The organism is Streptomyces sp. NPDC006733, assembly GCF_040636125.1.
In the GTDB taxonomy this organism is placed as follows: domain Bacteria; phylum Actinomycetota; class Actinomycetes; order Streptomycetales; family Streptomycetaceae; genus Actinacidiphila.
The window spans coordinates 74,090-95,199 of record NZ_JBEYJD010000015.1; the positions used below are offsets into that span (position 1 = coordinate 74,090).

Consider the following 21,110-nt stretch of genomic DNA (forward strand, 5'->3'; position numbering starts at 1 on the left):
AAGGGTTCACGACTCCAGCAGCCGCTGCCCCACGTACTCCCCGGGCGCGCCCGCGCCGGGCACCGCGAACAGGGCGCTCGACTCGTGGCGCAGGAAGCGGGACAGCCCGTCCCCCCGGTCCAGTTTCCGCTGCACGGGGACGAATCCGCGCTCCGGATCGGCCTGCCAGCAGACGAAGAGCAGGCCCGCGTCCGGGCTCCCGTCCGCACTGATGCCGTCGTGGTACGAGAACGGCCGGCGGAGCATCGCCGCTCCGCCGTTGGAGGCGGGGGCGGCGACCCGGATGTGCGCGTCGCCCGCGATGGCCGGCGCCCCCGTCGCGTCCCGCTTGTCCAGGTCCACGGGCGTTGTCCCGGTGCCGCCGGACAGCGGTGCGCCGTCCGACTTGCGGCGGCCGATCACCTTCTCCTGCCGTTCGACGGAGAGGTGGTCCCAGGAGTCGAGCAGCATCCGGATCCTGCGCACCACCGCGTACGAGCCGCCCGCCATCCACTCCGGGGAGCGGGCCGTGCCGCCCGCCGGTACGAAGATCCGCCGGTCGAAGTCCGGGTCGGTGGGCCGGGGGTTGTTGGTGCCGTCCACCTGCCCCATGAGGTTGCGGGAGGTCACCGGGCGCAGGGTCGCGCCGGGGGTGCGGTTGAAGCCGTTCATCTGCCAGCGCACCCGGACGGTGTCGCCCGCGGTCTTCTGCAGCACGCGCAGGGCGTGGAACGCGACGAGCGCGTCGTCGGCACCGATCTGCACCCACAGGTCGCCGTTGCTGCGGGCCGGGTCCAGCGCGTCGGCGGAGAACGGCGGCAGCGGCGCGAGGGCCTGCGGCGCCCGGTCCGCCAGCCCCGCCTTGGCGAAGAGCGAGGCGCCGAACCCGAAGGTGACGGTCAGCGAGTTGGGGCCCGCGTCGCCGGCGATCTGGTCGTCGTCGCCGTGCAGCCGTTCGTTGCGGACCAGCTGCCGGGCCGTGGCCGACCAGCGCGCCATCAGGGCCGCGACGTTCCGGCGGGTCTGTCCGGCGGTGAGGTCGAAGGCCACCAGGTGGCCGCGGGCCTGCTGCGGGGTGGTGATGCCGGCCTGGTGCGTGCCGTCCCGGAAGGGGACGGCGGTCGCGCCGACCGAGGTCAGCGGCGTCGGGCCGTTCCGCAGGACCGCGTCGCCGAGCACCCCGCCCGCGCCGCCGGCGACGAGCCCCGCAGCGCCGGCCGCTCCGGCGGTGCCGAGCAGCCGCCGCCGGGTGAACGCCGGTCCCGCGGCGGGGGGCTCGGGTGTCCCGCCGCCGGGCGGCTCGCTGCCGGGCCGCCGCGTCGAGCGCTGTTCGGCCGTCCCGGTCATGAGGTGATCTCCACGTTCCTGGTCTCGGTCACCTGGTCGATGTCGGAGGTCCGCACGGTGACGGACACCTGCCATGTGCCGGCGATCGGCAGCTGTACCGAGGCCGCCGTCCAGTGGCCGACGTCCAGGTGCTGCAGCGCCACCGGCAGCGGTCCGATGTTCTTGGCCTTGAGGGTGAATTCGAGCTTCACCTCGGGCACGTCGACCGGCACCGGATCGGTGCCGGAGATCAGGACGTGCACCTCGTTCTGGCCGACCCGCCCCGGATCGATGGTGATCAGGGCCTGACCCTTGCCCTTGGCGCCGCCGGTGTCGTACGGGATGCGCACGCTGAGCGGCAGCCCGGAGGGGGCGTCCGCGGTCGCGGGCACCGAGCCGGTCTTCTCCTGCGCCGCGCGGCCCGGCTGCGTGCCGGTGAGCAGCGTCGTCACGGCGAGCACCACCACGGCGACGGCGACCTCGGCCAGCACGGATCTGCGCAGCCCGGTGCGTTCGAGGTCGGCCTCGCGGGTCCGCTTGGCCTGCGCCTTGTCCCGGGCGGTGCGCTGCAGGCGCAGCTGCGCCTGCCGGGCCGGGTCGGTGGACGAGCCGGCCACCACCCGCTCCGGCCGCTTGGCGGCCGGGGCCGTGACGGACACGGCGGGCGCGCCCAGCCGCGCGGTCCAGCGGCGCGACAGCCAGGCCAGTTCGACCAGCAGGACGACCAGGCCGATCTTGACGAGCAGCAGTTGCCCGTAGGAGGTGGAGACGAAGGCGTCCCACGAGCCGAGCTGCCGCCAGGACTGGTAGACGCCGGTGGCGACCAGCGTCACCACGGCCGCGAAGCCGATGCGCGAGAAGCGCTCGACGGCTTCCCGTTCGATGCCGAGCCCCGCCACCAGGGCGGTCAGCAGGGCGGTCAGGCCGCCCAGCCACACCGCCATGGCCAGCAGGTGCAGGACGTCGACCGGCATGGCGAGGCCGGACTGGATGCCGACGGAGGCGTGCTCCGCCATCGCCCAGGTCGCGGCGATGCCCGTCGCGATGACCCCGCCGCCAATGCCGAGACCCCAGGCGAGGTCGGCGCGCTCGGCCCGCTCGCTCTCGTTGGCGGGCGTCCCGCGCTTGGCGTAGGAGCCGAAGAGCACCGTCAGGAAGACGGCGGCGGCGGCGAGCAGCAGCAGCCGGGAGAGCAGTGCGGCGCCCGGCCGGGTGTTGAGCACGTCGCGCATCACCCCGAGGTCGAACGCGTCACCGAGCCCGCCGCCGTTCGCGTACGGCCCGCGCAGCATCAGCAGCGCGATGGTGGACGCGACGAGCGCCACCCAGCCGGCGCCGGCGATCCGCTGCATGGGGCGCAGCAGCGCGCCGCGCGGCCAGCACACGGCGAGGAAGACGGAGGCGCCGACGAGCAGCGCGTACCCGGCGTAGGCGACGTAGCGCCCGATGCCGTAGAGGACGCCCGCGGCGCCGCCGCCGACGGCCCGCGCCTGCTCGGCGACGTCGACGGTGGTCTTGGAGGGGGCGCCGACGGAGAACGTGAACGCGCCCGCGACCGGGTGGCTGTCCTCCGAGACGGCCTTCCAGGCGACGGTGTAGGTGCCGTCGCCGAGCCCGGCGCGCAGCGCGACCATGGCGGTGGAGCTGTTGCCGTTCGCGTGCTGCGGCGGGCCGCTGTCCACCCGCCCGCCGGCCGGGTCGAGGACCCGCAGCGAGTCGGCGGACAGCAGCACGCCCTCGGAGAAGGTGAGCAGCACCTGCTGGGGCGCGGTCTTGACGATCGCGTCCTCGCCGGGGTTGGTGTTCACCAGCGCGGCATGCGCCGAGGCCGGGGCGGCCGCTCCCAGCACGACGGCGAGCAGGGCACCCAGTACGACCAGCGCACGCCTGATGGTCATCGTCGCTCCTCCTCAGCCCTTCGGCCGGTAGCCGGCCGGCTCGACCGGCACGGTGACGCCGATCGGGTCGGCCCGGGCGAAGTGCAGTTCCATGGACACCTTCTCGCCAGCGACCGGTTTGTGCGTCAGCTCCATCAGCATCAGGTGGTTGCCGCCGCTGCTGAGCGTAAGCCGCCCGCCCGCCGGGACGGTCAGGGAGCTCACCTTGCGCATACGGTTCTCCGCGGTGGAGTGCAGGGTGATATCGGCGGCCAGGTCGCTGCTGACGGACGTCAGTTCCGCGTCGGTGTCGCCGGTGTTGACCACCGTGAAGTAGCCCGCGGCCATGTCGGCCATCACCGGCTGCGGTATGTACGCCCCGCTCACCGACAGCTTCGGCCCCTTCGCACCGGCGCGCGCCGAGGCGTCCGGCCCCGACGAGCAGCCGGCGAGGGCGAGGGCGGCGGCGAGCAGGACGGGAAGGGCCGCCGCTGACCTGCGGAGCCTCACGGGGCCTCGCTCCGCAGGAGCTTCGGCAGGTAGGCGGCGAACTCGTCCGCGGTCGTGCCGGACATGTACAGGACGTGCCCCTTGTCGTCCTTCGGCCAGAAGGCCAGCACCTCGGCGCCGTGCGTGACGGTGACGCTGCCGTCCTTCTCCGTCACCGGCTTGTCGATGCCGACGCCGACGGATCTGGCGGCCTTCTGGATCGTGGCGAAGTCGCCGGTCAGGCCGACGAAGTCCTTGTCCTGGGAAGCCAGCCACTCGCCGAGGCGCTGCGGGGTGTCGCGCGCGGGGTCCGTGCTCACGAACACGACCCGCAGCTTCTGCTGGTCGGCCTTGGGCAGCCGCGACTTGGCGATGGCGATGTCGCTCATCGTCGTCGGGCACACGTCGGGGCAGTGGGTGTAGCCGAAGAAGAGCAGGACGGGCCGGCCCGCCGTCTCCTTGACCAGGTCGTACGGCTTGTTGTGGGTGTCGGTGAGGGTCAGGGCCGGCTTGGTGAAGGGGGCGTCGAGGAGGGTGCCCGGCTGGGACGCCCCTCCGGAGACGACGGCGAGCGGCTCCTTGGAGTCGCCGCTGGAGGCCCCGCATCCGGCGAGGGCCGCGACGGCCGCGAGGGCGACGCCGATCTTGACGGTGGTGCGCATGAGAGTTCCCGAGGAGTGCGATGGCGGGGCCGGGCCGGCCGTACGGGCCGACGGGTGGCGTCGGATCGTGCCGTACGGCCGCCCGGCCGGTGCGTCAGACGGAGGTGCGGCGGCGTCCGGCCAGGACGCCGAACGCGACGCCGATGACACCGACGACGATGCCGGCGACGCCGAGGATCCGTGCGGTCGTGTCGCTGTCGTCCGAGTCGGCGGCCGCGGTCGTCGACGCCTGCGCCTTGGTGTCGGCGGCGGGGGCCGCGGAGCCGTGGGCGTCGGTCGTGGCGGCGGTCAGCTTCAGCGCGGGCGCCGGGTTCGCCGGCTCGGCCGCGCCGGGCTTCTCCTCCTCGATCCAGCGCACCACCTCGTTGTTCGAGTACGTCTGGAGGGCCTTGAAGACCAGCTGGTCCGTGTCGTCGGGCAGCGGGCCGAACGAGACGGGGAACTGCTGGAACTGGCCGGGCTCGATCGTGCCGCCGCTCCAGGTGATCTTCGTGACGGCCTCGGTGACCTGCTTGCCGTGCATGGTGATCGGCTTGGCGAGCTTGGACTTGACGACCTCCACCTTCCAGCCGGGAACGGCCTGCGTGGAGACGGACGCGATCGGGTGGTCGGCGGGCAGGTTCACTTCGAGCTTGATCGTCGAGGCGTTGTCCCGCTCGTTCGGGACCTTGAACGCGACGGTGCTGTAGCCGCCCTTGGCGGCACTGCTGGGCGTCACGGAGACGTGCGCGAAGGCCGGTACGGCGGCCAGCAGCAGCGCGGAACCGGTGAGCGCGCCGACGGTGGTCAGGCGGCGCGTGCGGGAACTGTTCATGGGGCACTCCACAGTGAGTGGGGGGAAGGGGGTCGGCGCGTGTGCGGAACGCGCGAGACCGCCGCCCCCCGTGCACCGGTGGGAACCGGGCCGGTGGAGAGCGCTCGCGTCAGACCGCCAGGGCGTACGCCGGTGGCCCGCGCCGCGCCAGGCTGTGGCGCAGCCGTACGCCGCGCGCCTTCCCCTGCCCGGCGGCGAACCGGCGCGGCCGCAGCGCGGCGAGCCGGTCGTCGGCCGCCCCCGCGACCAGGACGCGCACCAGCGCGACGAGCACGCCGCGCAGCACGTCCGCCGACAGGCCCACCAGCCGCCACAGGGCGGCCTCACCGCGCCGCAGCAGCCAGCCGACGGCCAGCGCGGCGAACAGGTGGGCGAGCAGCATCGGCAGCGAGTACGCCATCGCCGCGTGCATTCCGGTGACGCCGGCGTCACCGGATCGGGTGACGGGCTCCATGGGCATCGCGGACGCCGGGTCGATGCCCGCGTCGCGCACGATCCGCTCCGCGCTCTGCCGGGTGAGGGCCGCCGCGGAGGTGTGGCCGCCGCACAGCAGGCGGCCGGCCAGCGCCATCACGCCGGCACCGCCGTCCTGGCCCGTGGCGGGGTCCCCGCAGGCCTGTCCGGCGCCGAAGACGGCGTGCAGCGCGAGCTGCCCCAGGGCGAGCGTCGTGGCGATCCCCCGCAGCGACCGTTCGCGCCCGGCCAGCGGCGCTGCCACGGCGAACACCGCGAGGCAGCCCACCGCCAGCGCTCCGGCCGGCACCCCGTGACGGGACGCCAGCGCGTGCCCGGCCGCGGACAGCGCGACGCAGACCGCGGTGAACACCGCGGCCCTCAGCAGTCGCAGCCCGGTGCCCGCGCGCACGGGGGAAACGGGGGAAAGGGAAGCCATGACGGCCGTCATCCTCTCACCGCCGGGAACCGGCGCATACGGGGGGTGCCCGGCTTGAGGGGGTGCGGGCGAGACGTCCTTTTACACCTGTACGCCGGGGTCCCACATCCGCCGAATGAGCGGGATCACGCCAAGAGGACGCTTACGGGGCGCAATTCGTGGCTATAGGTATCCGTAAGTCGAGCCGTGGCCTGGAGGCTGGAGCATGAGCATCTGGTGGTCTCTCCACTTGCGGCGCGAGGCCGCGAGCGTTCCGCTCGCCCGACGGCTGCTGCTGGGGACGATGCAGACCGCCGGTGTCGATCCGGAGATCTGTTACGACCTGTCCGTGGCGGTGTCCGAAGCCTGTGCCAACGCCGTGGAACACGCGGGCGAGGGCGACTACAGCGTGACGGCGCGCATCGACGGCGACCGCTGCCGTATCGAGGTCGCCGACTCGGGTCCGGGCTTCGCGCCCGACCGGCCGCGCCACCAGCTCGCCCGGCCGCTGGCCCTCAAGGGCCGGCACGCCGAGGACGGGCGGGGGCTGTTCCTCATCGAGGCGCTGGTGGACCACGTCCACTTCCACAACCGGCCGGGCCGGGGCGCCGTGGTGACCATCGACAAGATCCTCAAGTGGCGGGACGACTCGCTGCTCAAGGTGTCGTAGGAGCCTCGGGGCCTTCGGCCCCTTCGTCTCCGGCGTGTCCCGCGTCCGTCTCCGCCTGCACGAGGAACGCCATCACGGTGGCGCCGAGCAGGACGGATCCGGGGGCGTGCGGGGCGCGGGCGGCCTCGTGGAGGTCGACGAGGAGTTCCGTCATCCGGGTGCGGAAGACGTCCCAGGCCTCGGGCGCCACCCACAGCTCCGCGTCGGACGTCACGCCCTCCTGCCCCGGCGCCCGGCGGGCGGCCCGGTCGCGCAGGTTGTGCGCCAGCGCCTCGGCGAGCAGCGGGGTGCCGTCCTGCCGGTCGGACAGCGGGGTGCCCCGCACGGTGCGGTAGCGCCGCTCCCGGCCGCCGCGGTGCGAGCGGACCTCGGCGAGCTCCGCGAGCCCGGCGGCGTCCAGCCGGCGCAGGTGCTGGCTGGCCAGCGCGTGCGAGATGCCCAGCTCGCGGGAGAGCTCGGCCGCGGACAGCGGCGCGGCCCACATCAGGGACAGCATGCGCAGCCGCACCGGGTGGGCCATGGCGCGCAGCGCGGGGTCGGTTGTCGTCACGGCGGCCAGTAAACCGCCCCGGGTGCCGCGGTGCGGCGCCCGAGGCGGTTCACGTGCGGTGCGCGGCTCAGCCCCGCAGGCCGGCCATCCACGCCTCGACCTCGTCGGAGGCGCGCGGCAGCGCCTCCGAGAGGTTCCGGTTGCCGTCGGCGGTGACGAGGATGTCGTCCTCGATGCGGACGCCGATGCCGCGGTACTCGGCCGGCACCGTCAGGTCGTCCGCCTGGAAGTACAGGCCGGGCTCGACGGTGAGCACCATGCCGGGCTCCAGCACGCAGTCCACGTACGTCTCGGTCCGCGCGTGCGCGCAGTCGTGGACGTCCAGGCCGAGCATGTGGCCGGTGCCGTGCAGGGTCCAGCGGCGCTGCAGCGCCAGCTCCAGCACCCGCTCGACCGGGCCCTCGACGAGGCCCCACTCGACGAGCTTCTCCGCGAGCACGCGCTGCGAGGCGTCGTGGAAGTCGCGGTAGGAGGCGCCGGGCTTGACCGCCGCGATGCCCGCGGTCTGGGACGCGTGGACCGCGTCGTAGATCTTGCGCTGGATGTCGGTGAACCGGCCGTTGATCGGCAGGGTGCGCGTGACGTCGGCGGTGTAGAGGCTGTGGGTCTCCACACCGGCGTCCAGGAGCAGCAGCTCGCCGGAGCGGACCGGGCCGTCGTTGCGCACCCAGTGCAGGGTGGTGGCGTGCGGGCCGGCGGCGCAGATCGAGCCGTAGCCGATGTCGTTGCCCTCGACGCGGGCCCGGAGGAAGAACGTCCCCTCGATGTACCGCTCTGAGGTCGCCTCGGCCCGGTCCAGCACCTTGACGACGTCCTCGAAGCCGCGGGCGGTGGAGTCGACGGCCGCCTGCAGCTCGCCGATCTCCCACTCGTCCTTGACCAGCCGCAGCTCGGAGAGGAACTCCTTCAGCTCGGCGTCGCGCTCGGCGGTGACCTTGTCGTGCAGCGCGCCCTCGACGCCCGCGTCGTAGCCGCGCACGACCCGGACCGGGCCGGTCGCCACGGCCAGCTTCGCGACGACCTCACGGACGTCGGAGCACGGCAGGCCGAGCAGTTGGGCGCCCTCGGCGAGGCTGTTGCGGCGGCCGGTCCACAGCTCGCCCTGGCCGTCGAGCCAGAACTCGCCGTTCTCACGGCTGGAGCGGGGGAGCAGGTACGCGGTCGCGTCGTGGCCCTCGCCGCCCTTGGCGGGCTCCAGGACCAGGACGGCGTCCTGCGTCTGGTCGCCGGTGAGGTGGACGTACTCGCTGGAGGCCCGGAAGGGGTACTCCGTGTCGTTCGCGCGCGTCTTGAGGTTGCCGGCCGGGATGACCAGCCGCTCGCCCGGGAACCGGGCGGACAGCGCGGCGCGGCGGCGGGCGGCGTGCGGCGCCTGGGCGATCGGCTGCAGGTCGTGCAGCTCGGTGTCGGCCCAGTCGGACTTCATCAGCTCGGCGAGCTCGTCGGAGACCTCGGGGTAGAGGCCGTTCTTGCGCTGCTTGATCGGCTGCTCTTCGGCCGCTTCGACCTCTTCGGACACGTCCTGCCTCCTCGCAATAGACCGATCCATCGTATGTGCGTACGGAAGGCCGACTACAGGGGGCTTAGGTCACGAAGTGCGGCAAAGCGGACCAGGGGGTTGGAAGGGGCAGGAGGGGCGGAAGCCCGGTCGAGGCCGAGGCTCAGTCGAAGCGGACGGCGAGCAGGACGACGTCCTCCGGACTGTCGAGGGTGTCGAGGCCGTCCGGCAGCACCGTGCGCAGGACGTGGTCGGCGAGCAGGTCCGGGTCGTCGCGGGTGGCGCGGGGCGCGCTCTGGGCGGCGCTGTGCAGCCGGGCGAGCGCACGGTCCAGCGGCTCGCCGGTGCGGTGCAGCAGGCCGTCGGTGTAGAGCAGCAGCGTCTCGCCCGACTCCGGCCTGACCTCCACGCTGGGCGCCTCCCAGCAGGCCAGCATGCCCAGCGGGGCCGAGAGCGAGGTCTCGATGTACTCGATCCGGCGGTCGCCGACGATCAGCGGGGGGCAGTGTCCCGCGCCGGCCAGCACGAGCTTGTGCTGCTCGGGCTCCGCGTAGGCGAAGAGCGCGGTCGCCGAACGGGCGGGCTCGGTGAGCCGCAGCAGCAGCTCCAGGTCGGACAGGACGGCGACCGGGTCCTCGCCCTCCATGACGGCGTAGGCCCGCAGCGAGGCCCGCAGCCGGCCCATCGCGGCGACCGCGCTGGGCCCCGAGCCGGTGACGCCGCCGACCGCGAGGCCGAGCGCGCCCTCGGGGAGCGGCAGCGCGTCGTACCAGTCGCCGCCGCCGCGCGGTCCGGTGTCGTGCCGGACGGCCATCCGGACGCCGGCGACGCGCGGCAGCCGGGCGGGCAGCAGTTCCTCGGCGACGACGGCGAGGGTGGAGCGGGCGCGGCTGAGTTCCAGCTGGCGGGCGATGTGCTCGGCCGCGTACCGGCCGTAGAGGCCGACGAGATGGCGCTGGCGTTCGACCGGTTCGGCCGGTTCGTCGTACAGCCAGACGGCCGCGGCGAGGTGGCCGGTCCGCTCGGTGGTGAGCCGCAGCGCGTAGCTGGCGTCGAAGCCGAGGTGGGCGGCGACCTCGCGGTGGCGCGGGTCGAGGCCGGGCTCGTGCGGCAGGTCGGCGTGGATGATCTCGTCGCTGTCGACGGGCGGTCGCGCGGGGGTGGGCGGCTGCGGCTCGGCGTCCGGGGCGATCGCGGTGTCCGCGGAGACCGGGGTGGCCGTGGCGGCTGCCGTGGCCGTGGTGGCCGTGGCGGCTGCGGTGACTGGGGCGGAATCGCCGGTTCCGTCGCCGCTGTTGCTCCGCTCCGCTCCGTCGAGGAGGATCCCGTACGAGGCGGCGCCGCGCGGCACGGTCTCGATGGTGCCCAGATCGGCGTGACCGAGCCCGTGACCCACGGTGGTGTCGGGACCCAACCGGTCGGCCGGTTCCAGGACGAGCAGACCGCGGCGCGCGCCGACCAACGCGGCACCGGCCCGCAGGACTTCCCGCAGGGACGCGTCGAGGCCGGTGGTGCCGGCGAGGCGTTCGGTGAGTTCGTGCAGCATGGTGAGGTCGGAGATCCAGCAGGCCAGCCGGTCCTGGACGGCCGCGAGGCGGTCCACGGGGCGGCATTCGGCCGCAGGGGCGGAAGTGTGTGGCGCGACGGGGATGGGAGGCTTGGTTCCGGCCACTTTTGGAACCCGGGTGGTGCTCATGGCCGGCGGCTTCGCGCGAGATCACGGCCCAGCCGAAAAACAGTGCTATTTGTCGGCGATTCAGGATTTTTGCCGACTCGCGTGCGGGGCTTGATGAAGCAGGTCAATTGCGTCAATAGCATCGCAAACCCCCATATCGTGCTGCGCCGCTACCAGGTTTCCACTTGTACACGCCTGCTGCTGGCCATGTCCAGGATTGTGCTGGTAGAACGAGTGGTGTCGCACTCGAAAAGCTTGGCCGAAAATGACCACACCCGAAGACAATTGCCGGTCGACTGATGGCGTCCAACAGCGCGTCATATTGACGGCGGTGGGTAGGAACCCGGTGTCTGGCTCCAGCGTCCTACTAGTAGATGACGGCCGGCCTACCCCCGAGTGGCGGGGTGTTCACACACCCAGCGGAAGCGCACAGCGCGGCAGACAGAACACGAAGCGCCATGCGTGCGCCACCCCTCGCCACGTTCCACGCTCGGCTAGCAGCGTGATGCGCTGCCTTGTAAGCGGTGTGCTCGAGATTACGTTGTGTCATGGGCAGATCCTCTGAGCGTTAACGGAAAGGAACTTTGCGCTATGCGCGAGATCCTCGGAAGGCGACGCAAGCTCTCGTTCCGACGGAGGGGCCAGTCCGCGCTGCTCAGCGCGGTTCTCACCTACACCGAACAGTGGAGCTGGCCGGTGGTGCCCGGTGTCGGGCACGAGCGCCGTGGTTCCTGGCGGAGCGCGGGGGCGCAGTCGTGCGCCTGTCCGCGCCCGGACTGCCCCGTTCCCGGCGTGCACCCGCACGATCCCGGTCTCATGGCGGCCACCCGCGACCCGCGCATGGTGCGCTGGTGGTGGACGGCCCGCCCCGACGCGCCCGTGGTGCTCGCCACGGGCGACCGCGTTTCAGCGGTCAGCCTGCCGGCCGTGGCCGGTGCGCGGGCCCTGGACACCCTCGACCGGCTGGGCGTGCGGCTGGGCCCGGTGCTGGCCACCCCGACGCGCCTGGTCCTGCTCGTCGCCCCGTACTCCCTGGAGGAGTTGGGCGAGCTGCTCGACTCCCACGAATGGGTGCCCAGCTCGCTGCGCTACCACGGGCAGGGCGGCTACGTGGCGCTGCCGCCGTCGACCGGCGGCGCGGCGCAACTGCGCTGGGTCCGGCCGCCGGTGGTCGACGAGGGCACCACCTCGCCGTGGCTGCCGAGCGTCGCGCTCATCGTGGACACCCTCGTCGGCGCGGGCCGGACGGCGCCGGACGGGACACACCTCACGTACTGACGCACGACCGGCGGGAGACGCGTGCCGGCCCGGTGCACCGGGCCGTTGACGGGGTCACTCGTTCGGGTAGCAGCAGGGGGTCGTTGCCCGGTATACGGGCCAACGGCCCCCTTTTCGGTGCGATGGGACCGATATGTTCGGCGTACCGCACCCGCCGCAATCCCTGACAGGTGGAACCCGATGGAGCGCGCCCCGAATCTGCGCATGATCGCCCTCACCAGTGTGATCGCGCTCGCGGTGGTGCTGCCGCTGGCCGCCGCCACGGCGGGTCCCGCGGGGCCGGCCGGACCCGCGCGCGGCGTCCGGGGCGACCGGCCGCAGGCCGTCCCGGGCGCGGTGGACGGCCCGGCCGCCGGGACCGTGGGCGGGCTGCTCCCGGGGCTGGGGCCGGTCTCCGGCGGCGTCTCGGGGGTGGGGACGGCCCAGGAGTCGCCGAGGGGCTCCGGGGCGGGCGCCGGCGCCGCGAAGGCCGCGCTGCGGCCGGCCGCGGCCTGCGGACCCCAACTCACCTCGCCGGAGGGCCTCCAGGCCCAGACGTGCACCATCACGGTCGGCGGCGACACCTGGGGGCGCTCGTACTACCGCAACGGGACCGGCGAACCGCTCGGCGGCGTCCTGACCCTCATGCGGCCGGACGGCCGGACGGTGCGGGTGGAGTGCCCGGTCGGGGCCGGGGCGGATCCCGCCTCGTGCGAGACCCCGCGCGAACGGACTGTGAAAGCGGTTTCCCGGGATGACGGTGTGACGCAGGTCTACAGCGCTGTCGCGGAGTTCGCTTCTGCGGGAAGTGAGCGAATGCTGCTACGAGTCGGTAGCAATCGGTAGCAATAGCTGAACAGAAATCAGCCAATGTAGATCAACTTCCGGACATGCCCTGGTGAAGGGCGTGGTCCGGGCATGGCAAAACCCGGTCGCTGGCGACGGGGGATGCACCAGCGACCGGGCTGTTTAAACGGTAACAAGATTTCTTCCGTACGCAAATTCGGCAGAAGGAAGAGGAACCCGTAATTACCGGTGGGCAGGCGGAGTTGTGACCGGAGTCACTCGTTCCGCCGGGTCCCGGGCGCCTCAGCTCAGGGTGATCTGCCGGTTCATGAAGCCGCTGCGGGCGCGGCGCTCGTCACCGGTGAGCGGGGCGGTCGCACCGAGCGCCTCCAGGAGCCGCTCGCCGAACGCGGCGGCCGGCTTCTCGACCTCGTCCGCGGCCATGCCCACCGGCAGGTCCCACACCGGCACGACGAGCCCGTGGGCGCGGAACGAGCCGACCAGGCGCGTGTCGTCGCCGAGCGAGGACGCGCCGGCGGCGTGCAGCCGCGCCATGGCGTCGAGGAGCTGCTCCTCGGGGTGCGACATCACCCAGCGCAGGTGGTTCTTGTCGGGCGTCTCGCACCAGTAGGCGGCGTCCACGCCGGACAGCCGGACGGTCGGGATCGCCGCGGCGTTGGCGCGCTCCAGGGAGGCGGCGATGTCGCCGGAGGCGTCACCCGCGTTCTCCAGCCAGAACTCGAACCCGGTGTGCACGACCGGCTCGAACGGCGCGTCCAGGTCCAGCAGGTCCTGCAGGCGCGGCCCGTCGCCGTCCGTGCGGGCGCCCTCGACGGGCGAGCCCGGCTCGGCCGTCAGCGCGCGCTGCAGGATGTCGGCGAGGCCGCGGCTGAGGTCGCCGGAGGCCGTGTCGTTCTGCAGGCCCAGCAGGACCTTGCCGCTGTCGCGGCGCAGGCCCGGCCACGCCATCGGCAGCACGGTCGCCAGCGTCAGCGACGGCACGTCCGAGGGGAGCCCGCCCTTGAGCGCCAGCTCGACGGTGGCGGCCGGCACCAGCTCCCGCAGCGCGACCCAGTCGCACTCGCCGGGCAGCCCCTCGAAGGGGCGCAGGACCAGCTCGGTCACCGCGTGCGAGGCCTCGCGGCCGTGGCACGCCTTGTACCGGCGGCCGGAGTTGCAGGGGCACGGCTCCCGCGCGCCGACTACTGGGATCTCCCCGTCGACGATCTGCGGGGCATTCGTCTTCGTCGGGCGCTTCTTGGCCATGGCTCGATCTCTCCCGGTACGGCTACGTTTCGGCCGTGAGCCTAGCGCCCGCGGGGCCCGGTGCCGGAAACGCGCGGGGTAAACCTTCGACGGATCCGGGAAAGCGGGCTGTGCGGCCGTCGTGCGGCTGCTGTGCGGCCGCCGGTCGGACCCGTGCCTCCGTGCCTCCTCCGGAAGCGTCAGGGTCGGTCGGGGCCGGTCGGTCGGGGCTCGTCGGTCAGGGCAGGTCGTCGAACGGGTCCGCGAAGTCGATCGGGACGTCCCGCCGGGGCGCCAGGTCGTCGCGGCGCGCGTGCCGGCTCCTGACCGGCAGCAGGGCCCAGACGGTGACCTCGCCGGGAGCGTCGCGCACGCCCCAGCTCAACGACAGGTTGCTGACGATGCCCAGCCCGCGGCCGCCGCGGGCCGTGAGCGACGGGCTGGCCGGCCGGGGGCGGGTCGGGCCGCCGCCGTCGGTCACCTCCACGCTGAGCAGGCCGTCGTCACCGAGCCGCCACGCGGCGCGGATCCCGCAGGAGTCGGTCGTCCCGGCCGTGCCCTCGGCGGCCGTGCCGCCTCCGTCGACCCGGTCGGCGCCCTCCTCCGGTTCGTCGCAGAGGGGGCGTGCGTGCCGGTACGAGTTGCTCAGCAACTCCGAGAGGATCAGAACCGCGTCGTCCACCACCGGCTCCGGCACCTCGTTCGCACACAGCTCCCTGCGGAGCCTGCGCCGTGCGTCCGCCACGCCCACCGGACCATGCGACAGGGACATGGTCGAGGACGTCGGCAACTCCTGTGCCACCACCAACGCCACCCCCGAGACCTCCTTGACCCCACGCCACGGGATGAATGCCCTCCCGAGCTGGGCCGGAAACAAGCCAACTGCGATCCCTTGGGGCACTCACTTCGGTCGAACACGGTCCGAACGCGCCGGTGCACTCCCGTAATAACCGTGTTTACCGCCCCAATTGGGACAGCACCTGCTTCGGCCGATTGGTGATGATCGCGTCCACCCCGAGCCGCGCGCACAGCTCGACGTCCGCCGGTTCGTTCACCGTCCACACGTGGACCTGGTGACCGGCCCGGTGCACCCGGGCGACGTATCCCGGGTTGGCCCGCAGGATCCGCATGCTCGGACCGGCGACGCCCACCCCGGCGGGCAGCCGTCCGTCGCGGTGCCGCGGCGACACGTACTGCATCAGGTAGACGGTCGGCAGCGCCGGCGCCGCCGTGTGGACGCGGCGCAGCGAGCGGGACGAGAAGCTCATGACGCGCACGGCGGAACGCTCCCCCGGCGGCGGCGCGTCCAGGTTGAAGCGGCGCAGCAGCTCCAGCAGCCGTTCCTCGACCTGGCCGGCCCAGCGGGTGGGGTGCTTGGTCTCGATCGCCAGCTCGACCCGCCGGTCGGTGTCGGCCACCAGCTCCAGCAGCCGCTCCAGGGTCAGCACGCTGCTGCGCTCGTCGTCGGTGGTGTCCGGGGCCTCGGCGTCGCTGTGCTGCCCCTTCCACGAGCCGAAGTCGAGCGTGGCGAGGTCGGCCAGTTCCATGGACGAGACGGCGCCGCGGCCGTTGGACGTGCGGTTGACGCGCCAGTCGTGCACGCAGACCAGCTCGCCGTCGGCGGTCAGCCGGATGTCGCACTCCAGCGCGTCGGCACCGTCCTCGATGGCCCTGCGGTAGGCCGCGAGCGTATGTTCGGGTACGTCCTCGGACGCCCCCCGGTGGGCGACGACCTGGATCGGGTTCCCGTCCGGGAACGCATCCCGGGCCGTATGCGCAGAAGTCACCGGGCTATGGTGCCATCGCTGCGTGTCGTGGCGGAAAGCCGACCGCGTACCGGGGGCACCGCCACACGCCCGGCTCCATACGCGGGTCATACACAGCTACCGCTTACGGCGGTCCGACACCCGGTGGGAAATGCTGTGTCCAGTCCGACACCCGCGCTCAGACCATAGGAGAACCGCTGTGAGCACCGAGAACGAGGCCGGCCAGGTCCCGGCTGCGCCCGAGCCCGGCGCGGAGTCGGTCGCGCGGGAGCACGGTGAGCTCTCGAAGGCGGCCTCCCCGGCCGAACCCGCCGCTCCCGCCGCCGCGCCGGCGCCCCCGGCCGAGCCGCCGACCGCCGTCCTGCCGACGGTCCCCCCGGCCCGGCCCGACATCCCCGCTCCCGCCGCGCCGGTGGCCGACTCCCTGCCCGCCCCGTCCCCCGCCTCCGTGTCGCACGGCGACCCGACGCCCCCCGCGGCGTACCGCGAGCCCGCCGCACCGGCGCCCGCGGCGCCCGCGGCGCCCGCGGCGCACAGCGAACCGGCCGCGCCCGCGTACGGCGAACCGGCCGCGGCCGCGCCGTACGGCGAACCGGCCGCGTCCCGCGGCGAACCCGCCCCGGCCGCGCCCTACGGGGAGCCCGCCGCGGCGGACCCGTACGCCGCGCCCGCGGGCGTGCTGACCGCGGCGCCCGGCTCGTCGTACCCCGACCCGTCGCAGGGCCACGCCCAGCACCCGTACCCGGGCGCCCCGCAGACGGCGCAGTACCCGCAGTACGCCGGCGCGCTCCCCCAGCCGGGGCAGCCCGGCGGTCCCGGCGGCCCGGTGTGGGGCACCCACGTGCCCGCGCCGCCGCCCGCCGAGCGCAAGCCGCGCGGCATGGGGTCGCTGGTCGCCGCGGTGCTGGTGGCCGCGCTCGTGGCCGGCGGTGTCGGCGGTGGCGTCGGCTACTGGGCCGCCCAGAAGGAGGACAACAACAACTCCACCACCGTCAGTTCGTCCTCGGACCCCAAGGTCCTGGACCGCGCGCCCAACTCGGTGGCGGGCATCGCCGCCAAGGCGCTGCCGAGCGTCGTGACGATCGAGGCGTCGGGCGGCAGCGAGAGCGGCACCGGCACCGGCTTCGTCTTCGACAAGCAGGGCCACATCCTCACCAACAACCACGTGGTGGCCCCGGCCGCCGACGGCGGCAAGCTGACCGCGACGTTCTCCAACGGCAAGAAGTACGACGCCGAGGTCATCGGCCGCGCCCAGGGTTACGACGTGGCCGTCATCAAGCTGAAGAACGCCGGCGACGCGAAGCTCGACCCGATACCGCTGGGCGACTCCGACGCCACGAAGGTCGGTGACGCCACCATCGCCATCGGCGCCCCCTTCGGCCTCTCCGGCACGGTGACCACCGGCATCGTCAGCGCCATGCACCGCCCCGTCGCCTCCAGCGACGGCCAGGGCGCCAGCGCCTCGTACATGAGCGCCATCCAGACCGACGCGTCGATCAACCCGGGCAACTCCGGCGGCCCGCTGCTGAACGCCAACGGCGCGGTCATAGGGATCAACTCGGCCATCCAGTCCGCCGGCGGCGGCGACGGCAAGTCCCAGGCCGGCAGCGTCGGCCTCGGCTTCGCCATCCCGATCAACCAGGCCAAGCGCGTCGCCGCCAACCTCATCGCGACCGGCAAGCCCGTCTACCCGGTGATCGGCGTGTCCCTGGACACCCAGTACCGCGGCGAGGGCGCCAAGGTCACCGAGAACGGCAACGGCGGCAACCCGGCCGTCGTCCCGAACGGCCCGGGCGACAAGGCGGGCCTCAAGCCCGGCGACATCATCACCAAGTTCGACGACACCGTCATCGACAGCGGTCAGACCCTGATCGGCGCCATCTGGCAGCGCCAGCCCGGCGACAAGGTCACCATCACCTACACCCGCGGCGGCAAGACCGCCACAGCCACCCTCACCCTCGGTAAGCGCGACGGCGACGAGACGAACTGACCCTGACGGGCCCCCAAGGGGCTGTCAGGCCAGTTGAGGCGGGGTGCCGGTAGCAATACCGGCACCCCGCCTCCTGTCGTTTACGCCTCCTGCGTGCGGGCCGCGTTCGGGCCGAACCGACCCGCATGGCGGCCGGCGGACGTGTCACCCGTTCGGCTGGCTCGCGATGCCGATCAGCCCGGGGCCGCTGATGCTGACGGCATGTGAGCGTCGCCGGTGTCCGGCTGCGCCGTTCCATGAGACGGAGGCTGCCCGTGAGTTCCATGGACATGCCGGCCGATGCTCCGCGGCAGCGGGCTTCGGGCCGGACGGCGGCGGTGGTGACCCGCCCGGCCACGCCGCTGCTCAGCTGGGTGACCCTGGCGATGATGACGACGGCGTCGGTGGCCAGCCTCAGGGCCGCGCCGACCATGGCCGTCTACGGCCTGGCGTGCGTGTTCCTGTACCTGATCCCGGCGATCGTGTTCCTGCTGCCGACCGCGCTGGTCTCCGCCGAGCTGGCGTCGGGGTGGAACGGCGGCGTCTACCGGTGGGTCAGCGAGGGCTTGTCGAAGCCGCTCGGATTCCTCGCGGTGTGGTGCCAGTTCGCGATGACGATCTTCTACTACCCGAGCCTGCTGGCGTTCGTGGCCAGCACCATCGCGTACGTCATCGATCCCGCACTGGCCTCCAACGGCCTCTACACGGCCATCGTGATCATGGTGCTGTACTGGACCGGCGTATGGATCTCCTCCCGCGGTACGAAGGCGCTGGCCGGTCTCTCCTCCTGGGGACTGATCATCGGCACGCTGGTGCCCGGCACGGTGCTGGTCGTCCTCGGCATGGTCTTCCTCGGCCAGGGCAACCCCTCGGCCGCCCCGATGACGGCCAGCCATCTGATGCCGCAGTGGGCCGGCCTCGCCAGCCTCGTACTGATCGTGAACAACTTCCTCTCCTACTCGGGGATGGAGATGAACGCCGTCCACGTCTCCTCGCTGAAGAACCCCGCCAAGGAGTATCCGAAGTCGATGTTCCTGGCGATGGGCCTGGTCCTGCTCATCTTCATCCTGCCGGCGCTGGCCATCAGCTGGGTCGTGCCCGCCGACCAGCTGAGTCTGACCGCGGGTGTCATGCAGGCGTTCGACGCCTTCTTCGGCTACTTCCACGTCGGCTGGCTGACCCCGATCGCCGCCGTCATGCTGGTGGCCGCCGCGCTCGGCGGCATGCTGACCTGGCTCGCCGGTCCTTCCAAGGGTCTGCTGGAGATCTCCCGCAGCGAGGGGTACCTGCCCCCGTACCTGCAGAAGCTCAACAAGAACGGCATCCAGCAGAACATCCTGGTCACGCAGGGCATCGTCACCACGGTCATCGCGCTGATGTACGCGCTGATCCCGGGTGTCTCCAACGTGTACTGGATCTTCTCGACGATCACCACGCAGGTGTACCTGATCGTCTACCTGCTGATGTTCGCCGCCGCCGTCCGGCTGCGGAAGACCCAGCCTGACCACCCGCGCGGCTACCGGGCCCCCGCCCTCGGTCTGCTCTGCGGGGTCGGCCTGGCCGCCTCGCTGGCCGCGCTGGCGATCGGGTTCGTGCCGCCCTCCCAGTTCGGCGGCGGCAGTGTCCTGGCCTACGTCGGCGTCGTCGGCGGCGGCCTGCTGATCCTCGGCCTGCTGATCCCCTGGGCGTTCCTGAAACTGCGCAAGCCCGGCTGGCGCACCCACACGGCCGACAACGCGGCCGCCGGTGAGGGAGGTGCGGCATGAGCCCCACCCGTTTCGCCTCCGAACACAGGTGGCTCTACATCGGGGCCATCGTCCTGCTGGTCGTCCTCGCCGTCGTCGGGATCATCCAGTACAACACCGTCAAGACGGGCCGAGAGGCTTCCGAGAAGGCCAACCAACTCGCGGACGCCGCCGTCGAGGCCGGCTACCCCCGCCCGGACACCGGCACGATCGAGCGCACCCTGGGCACCGACGGCGGCAACGTCTGCAACGATCCCGCCAGCGCCCTCAAGTCCGCCCTGTGGAAGATCAACGTCTCCAACGGGGCCGCCTTCGTCGGGCAGCGTCCCGTCATCGGCGACGGACGCGCCCTGCGGGCCGCCGCCACGATCATCCGGATCTACTGCCCGGACAAGCTCGACAAGATCAAGGACAGGATCGACGACCTCAAGACCGACACCACGGTGAGGCGGTAGGCCGTGAACGACCCCGATCTCGCGGCCCGTATCGCCGCCCTGATGCCCCGGGCCAAGGCCGACCTCACCGAACTCGTCGCGATCCCCTCGGTCGCCGACCCCCGCCAGTACCCGCCCGAGAAGTGCCGCCAGGCCGCCCAGTGGGTCGCCGACGCCTTCACCGAGGCGGGTCTGGAAGACGTCCACCTCGCGCTGACCCCGGACGGCAGCCACGCCGTGCTCGGCCACCGCCCGCCCCCGCCCGGCGCCCCCACCGTCCTGCTCTACTGCCACTACGACGTCCAGCCCCCGCTGGACGAAGCGGCCTGGACCACCGAGCCGTTCGCGCTCACCGAACGCGACGGACGCTGGTACGGGCGCGGCGCCGCGGACTGCAAGGGCAACATCGTCATGCACCTCACCGCTCTGCGGGCGCTCGGCGACGACATCCCCGTCGGCATCCGGTTCGTCGCGGAAGGCTCGGAGGAACAGGGCACCGGCGGCCTGGAGCAGTACGTCGCGCAGCACCCCGAGCAGTTCGCGGCGGACGCCCTCCTGGTGTGCGACACGGGCAACGCGGCCGTCGGCGTCGGCACCGCGACCATCACGCTGCGCGGTCTGGTCAATGTCGTCGTCACCTTCAGCAGCCTGCGCGGCGAGATCCACTCCGGCATGTTCGGAGGACCCGCGCCCGACGCCCTGGCGGCCCTGATCCAGACGCTGTCGACCCTGCGGGACCCGCAGACCGGCGCCACGCGCGTCCAGGGGATGGAGTGCGAGGGCACCTGGGAGGGCGTCGGCTACGACGAGCAGCAGTTCCGCGACGACGCCGGCGTCCTGAACGGCGTCCGGCTCACCGGGACCGGCAGCGTCGCCGACCGGCTGTGGGCCCGCCCGGCCGTCACCGTCCTCGGCATCGACTGCCCGCCCGTCGTCGGATCGGCCGCCGCCGTGCCGCACACCGCGCGGGCGCGCGTCAGCCTGCGCGTCCCGCCGGGCACAGACCCGTCGGCCGCCCTCGACGCCCTGACCCGGCACCTCACCGAGGCGACACCCTGGGGGGTGCGGGTCTCCGTCGAGACCGAGAGCACGGGCTCCCCGTTCCGCGCCGACACCGACGGCTCCGCGTACGCGGCACTCGACACGGCCATGCGGCAGGTCTACGGCAAACCCCTGGCCTACCTGGGCCAGGGCGGGTCCATCCCGCTGTGCAACGTCCTCGCCGACACCTACCCCGACGCGGAGATCATCCTCATGGGCGTCGAGGAACCCCAGTGCCTCATCCACGCGCCCAACGAGAGCGTCGACCCCACGGAGATCCAGAACATGGCCCACGTCGAAGCCGCGTTCCTCCGCGCCTACGCCGGCACCGCTCCGCGCTGACGCGTCCGATCCCCACGGGCGGCAGCCCGTCCGCGAGGCTCCCCGGAACGCGGTTCCGGGAAGCCCGTGGGCCGGGTGTGGGCCAGGGGCTCTGCCAAAGCGCGGCAGACGCTA

General features: G+C 72.9%; 19 protein-coding genes. 7 read left to right on the forward strand and 12 right to left on the reverse strand.

Features of this window, described 5'->3' with window-relative positions; all coding sequences use genetic code 11:
- Positions 1 to 6: 6 nt before the first annotated feature.
- From efeB to ABZ721_RS15610, 6 genes are all read right to left on the reverse strand, one after another.
- A complete protein-coding gene (gene efeB / locus ABZ721_RS15585; protein WP_358789147.1) occupies positions 7 to 1,326 on the reverse strand; it encodes an iron uptake transporter deferrochelatase/peroxidase subunit in 1,320 nt (439 codons plus the stop codon).
- Positions 1,323 to 3,203, reverse strand: coding sequence for a copper resistance protein CopC (locus ABZ721_RS15590; protein WP_358789148.1), 1,881 nt, complete (start codon positions 3,201 to 3,203; stop codon positions 1,323 to 1,325). Before ABZ721_RS15590 ends, efeB begins: the two co-directional genes overlap by 4 nt.
- A gap of 12 nt (positions 3,204 to 3,215) precedes the next feature.
- Positions 3,216 to 3,692, reverse strand: coding sequence for a copper chaperone PCu(A)C (locus ABZ721_RS15595; RefSeq protein ID WP_358789149.1), 477 nt, complete (start codon positions 3,690 to 3,692; stop codon positions 3,216 to 3,218).
- Positions 3,689 to 4,333, reverse strand: a complete 645-nt coding sequence (locus tag ABZ721_RS15600) for an SCO family protein (protein ID WP_358789150.1) — start codon at positions 4,331 to 4,333, stop codon at positions 3,689 to 3,691. The genes ABZ721_RS15595 and ABZ721_RS15600 overlap by 4 nt, the downstream gene beginning before the upstream one ends.
- Positions 4,334 to 4,427: 94 nt before the next feature.
- Complete coding sequence (locus tag ABZ721_RS15605; protein ID WP_358789151.1) at positions 4,428 to 5,147, reverse strand: YcnI family protein; 720 nt, start codon at positions 5,145 to 5,147, stop codon at positions 4,428 to 4,430.
- A 109-nt stretch (positions 5,148 to 5,256) separates the two neighbouring features.
- Positions 5,257 to 6,039: a hypothetical protein gene (locus tag ABZ721_RS15610; protein ID WP_358789152.1), complete on the reverse strand. Its 783-nt coding sequence runs from the start codon at positions 6,037 to 6,039 to the stop codon at positions 5,257 to 5,259.
- Positions 6,040 to 6,244: 205 nt separating this feature from the next.
- On the opposite strand from ABZ721_RS15610, the gene ABZ721_RS15615 reads away from it, so the two are divergent.
- A complete protein-coding gene (locus ABZ721_RS15615) occupies positions 6,245 to 6,688 on the forward strand; it encodes an ATP-binding protein (protein WP_358789153.1) in 444 nt (147 codons plus the stop codon).
- Here the strand turns inward: ABZ721_RS15615 and ABZ721_RS15620 are convergent.
- The 3 genes from ABZ721_RS15620 to ABZ721_RS15630 all read right to left on the reverse strand — a co-directional run bounded on the left by ABZ721_RS15620 (position 6,675) and on the right by ABZ721_RS15630 (position 10,282).
- Complete coding sequence (locus ABZ721_RS15620) at positions 6,675 to 7,238, reverse strand: winged helix-turn-helix domain-containing protein (protein ID WP_358789154.1); 564 nt, start codon at positions 7,236 to 7,238, stop codon at positions 6,675 to 6,677. The genes ABZ721_RS15615 and ABZ721_RS15620 overlap by 14 nt on opposite strands.
- Positions 7,239 to 7,305: 67 nt before the next feature.
- Positions 7,306 to 8,787: an aminopeptidase P family protein gene (locus tag ABZ721_RS15625; RefSeq protein ID WP_358789155.1), complete on the reverse strand. Its 1,482-nt coding sequence runs from the start codon at positions 8,785 to 8,787 to the stop codon at positions 7,306 to 7,308.
- A gap of 112 nt (positions 8,788 to 8,899) precedes the next feature.
- Entirely contained in the window at positions 8,900 to 10,282 is a 1,383-nt protein-coding gene (locus ABZ721_RS15630) for a PP2C family protein-serine/threonine phosphatase (protein ID WP_358789225.1), read from the reverse strand.
- Positions 10,283 to 11,002: 720 nt separating this feature from the next.
- Here ABZ721_RS15630 and ABZ721_RS15635 point away from each other — a divergent pair.
- Entirely contained in the window at positions 11,003 to 11,689 is a 687-nt protein-coding gene (locus ABZ721_RS15635; RefSeq protein WP_358789156.1) for a bifunctional DNA primase/polymerase, read from the forward strand.
- Positions 11,690 to 11,869: 180 nt separating this feature from the next.
- Complete coding sequence (locus ABZ721_RS15640) at positions 11,870 to 12,514, forward strand: hypothetical protein (RefSeq protein ID WP_358789157.1); 645 nt, start codon at positions 11,870 to 11,872, stop codon at positions 12,512 to 12,514.
- Between the two features lie 243 nt (positions 12,515 to 12,757).
- On the opposite strand, the gene ABZ721_RS15645 is transcribed toward ABZ721_RS15640, so the two are convergent.
- The 3 genes from ABZ721_RS15645 to ABZ721_RS15655 all read right to left on the reverse strand — a co-directional run bounded on the left by ABZ721_RS15645 (position 12,758) and on the right by ABZ721_RS15655 (position 15,486).
- Positions 12,758 to 13,720 carry a DUF5926 family protein gene (locus ABZ721_RS15645; RefSeq protein WP_358789158.1) on the reverse strand — a complete coding sequence of 321 codons (963 nt, stop codon included), beginning with the start codon at positions 13,718 to 13,720 and terminating at the stop codon, positions 12,758 to 12,760.
- A 217-nt stretch (positions 13,721 to 13,937) separates the two neighbouring features.
- Positions 13,938 to 14,513, reverse strand: a complete 576-nt coding sequence (locus ABZ721_RS15650; RefSeq protein ID WP_358789159.1) for an ATP-binding protein — start codon at positions 14,511 to 14,513, stop codon at positions 13,938 to 13,940.
- 142 nt (positions 14,514 to 14,655) lie between these two features.
- A complete protein-coding gene (locus ABZ721_RS15655) occupies positions 14,656 to 15,486 on the reverse strand; it encodes a glycerophosphodiester phosphodiesterase family protein (RefSeq protein ID WP_358789160.1) in 831 nt (276 codons plus the stop codon).
- A gap of 178 nt (positions 15,487 to 15,664) precedes the next feature.
- On the opposite strand from ABZ721_RS15655, the gene ABZ721_RS15660 reads away from it, so the two are divergent.
- The 4 genes from ABZ721_RS15660 (at position 15,665) to ABZ721_RS15675 (ending at position 20,996) form a co-directional block, all read left to right on the forward strand.
- The gene (locus tag ABZ721_RS15660; RefSeq protein WP_358789161.1) at positions 15,665 to 17,455 is read left to right on the forward strand and encodes a trypsin-like peptidase domain-containing protein; all 1,791 of its coding nucleotides are present in this window, start codon (positions 15,665 to 15,667) and stop codon (positions 17,453 to 17,455) included.
- A gap of 254 nt (positions 17,456 to 17,709) precedes the next feature.
- A complete protein-coding gene (locus ABZ721_RS15665; protein WP_358789162.1) occupies positions 17,710 to 19,200 on the forward strand; it encodes an APC family permease in 1,491 nt (496 codons plus the stop codon).
- Positions 19,197 to 19,634 (forward strand): hypothetical protein, encoded by a 438-nt coding sequence (locus ABZ721_RS15670; RefSeq protein ID WP_358789163.1) that lies wholly within the window; start codon positions 19,197 to 19,199, stop codon positions 19,632 to 19,634. Before ABZ721_RS15665 ends, ABZ721_RS15670 begins: the two co-directional genes overlap by 4 nt.
- A 3-nt stretch (positions 19,635 to 19,637) precedes the next feature.
- The gene (locus ABZ721_RS15675) at positions 19,638 to 20,996 is read left to right on the forward strand and encodes a dipeptidase (RefSeq protein ID WP_358789164.1); all 1,359 of its coding nucleotides are present in this window, start codon (positions 19,638 to 19,640) and stop codon (positions 20,994 to 20,996) included.
- The last annotated feature ends 114 nt before the right edge of the window (positions 20,997 to 21,110 follow it).

Coding starts and splice junctions, on each gene's coding strand:
- ABZ721_RS15670 (WP_358789163.1), top strand. CDS start 19,197: ATGAGCCCCACCCGTTTCGCCTCCGAACACAGGTGGCTCTACATCGGG.
- ABZ721_RS15600 (WP_358789150.1), bottom strand. CDS start 4,333: ATGCGCACCACCGTCAAGATCGGCGTCGCCCTCGCGGCCGTCGCGGCC.
- ABZ721_RS15615 (WP_358789153.1), top strand. CDS start 6,245: ATGAGCATCTGGTGGTCTCTCCACTTGCGGCGCGAGGCCGCGAGCGTT.
- ABZ721_RS15625 (WP_358789155.1), bottom strand. CDS start 8,787: ATGGATCGGTCTATTGCGAGGAGGCAGGACGTGTCCGAAGAGGTCGAA.
- ABZ721_RS15635 (WP_358789156.1), top strand. CDS start 11,003: ATGCGCGAGATCCTCGGAAGGCGACGCAAGCTCTCGTTCCGACGGAGG.
- efeB (WP_358789147.1), bottom strand. CDS start 1,326: ATGACCGGGACGGCCGAACAGCGCTCGACGCGGCGGCCCGGCAGCGAG.
- ABZ721_RS15610 (WP_358789152.1), bottom strand. CDS start 6,039: ATGGCTTCCCTTTCCCCCGTTTCCCCCGTGCGCGCGGGCACCGGGCTG.
- ABZ721_RS15645 (WP_358789158.1), bottom strand. CDS start 13,720: ATGGCCAAGAAGCGCCCGACGAAGACGAATGCCCCGCAGATCGTCGAC.
- ABZ721_RS15590 (WP_358789148.1), bottom strand. CDS start 3,203: ATGACCATCAGGCGTGCGCTGGTCGTACTGGGTGCCCTGCTCGCCGTC.
- ABZ721_RS15630 (WP_358789225.1), bottom strand. CDS start 10,282: ATGCTGCACGAACTCACCGAACGCCTCGCCGGCACCACCGGCCTCGAC.
- ABZ721_RS15640 (WP_358789157.1), top strand. CDS start 11,870: ATGGAGCGCGCCCCGAATCTGCGCATGATCGCCCTCACCAGTGTGATC.
- ABZ721_RS15605 (WP_358789151.1), bottom strand. CDS start 5,147: ATGAACAGTTCCCGCACGCGCCGCCTGACCACCGTCGGCGCGCTCACC.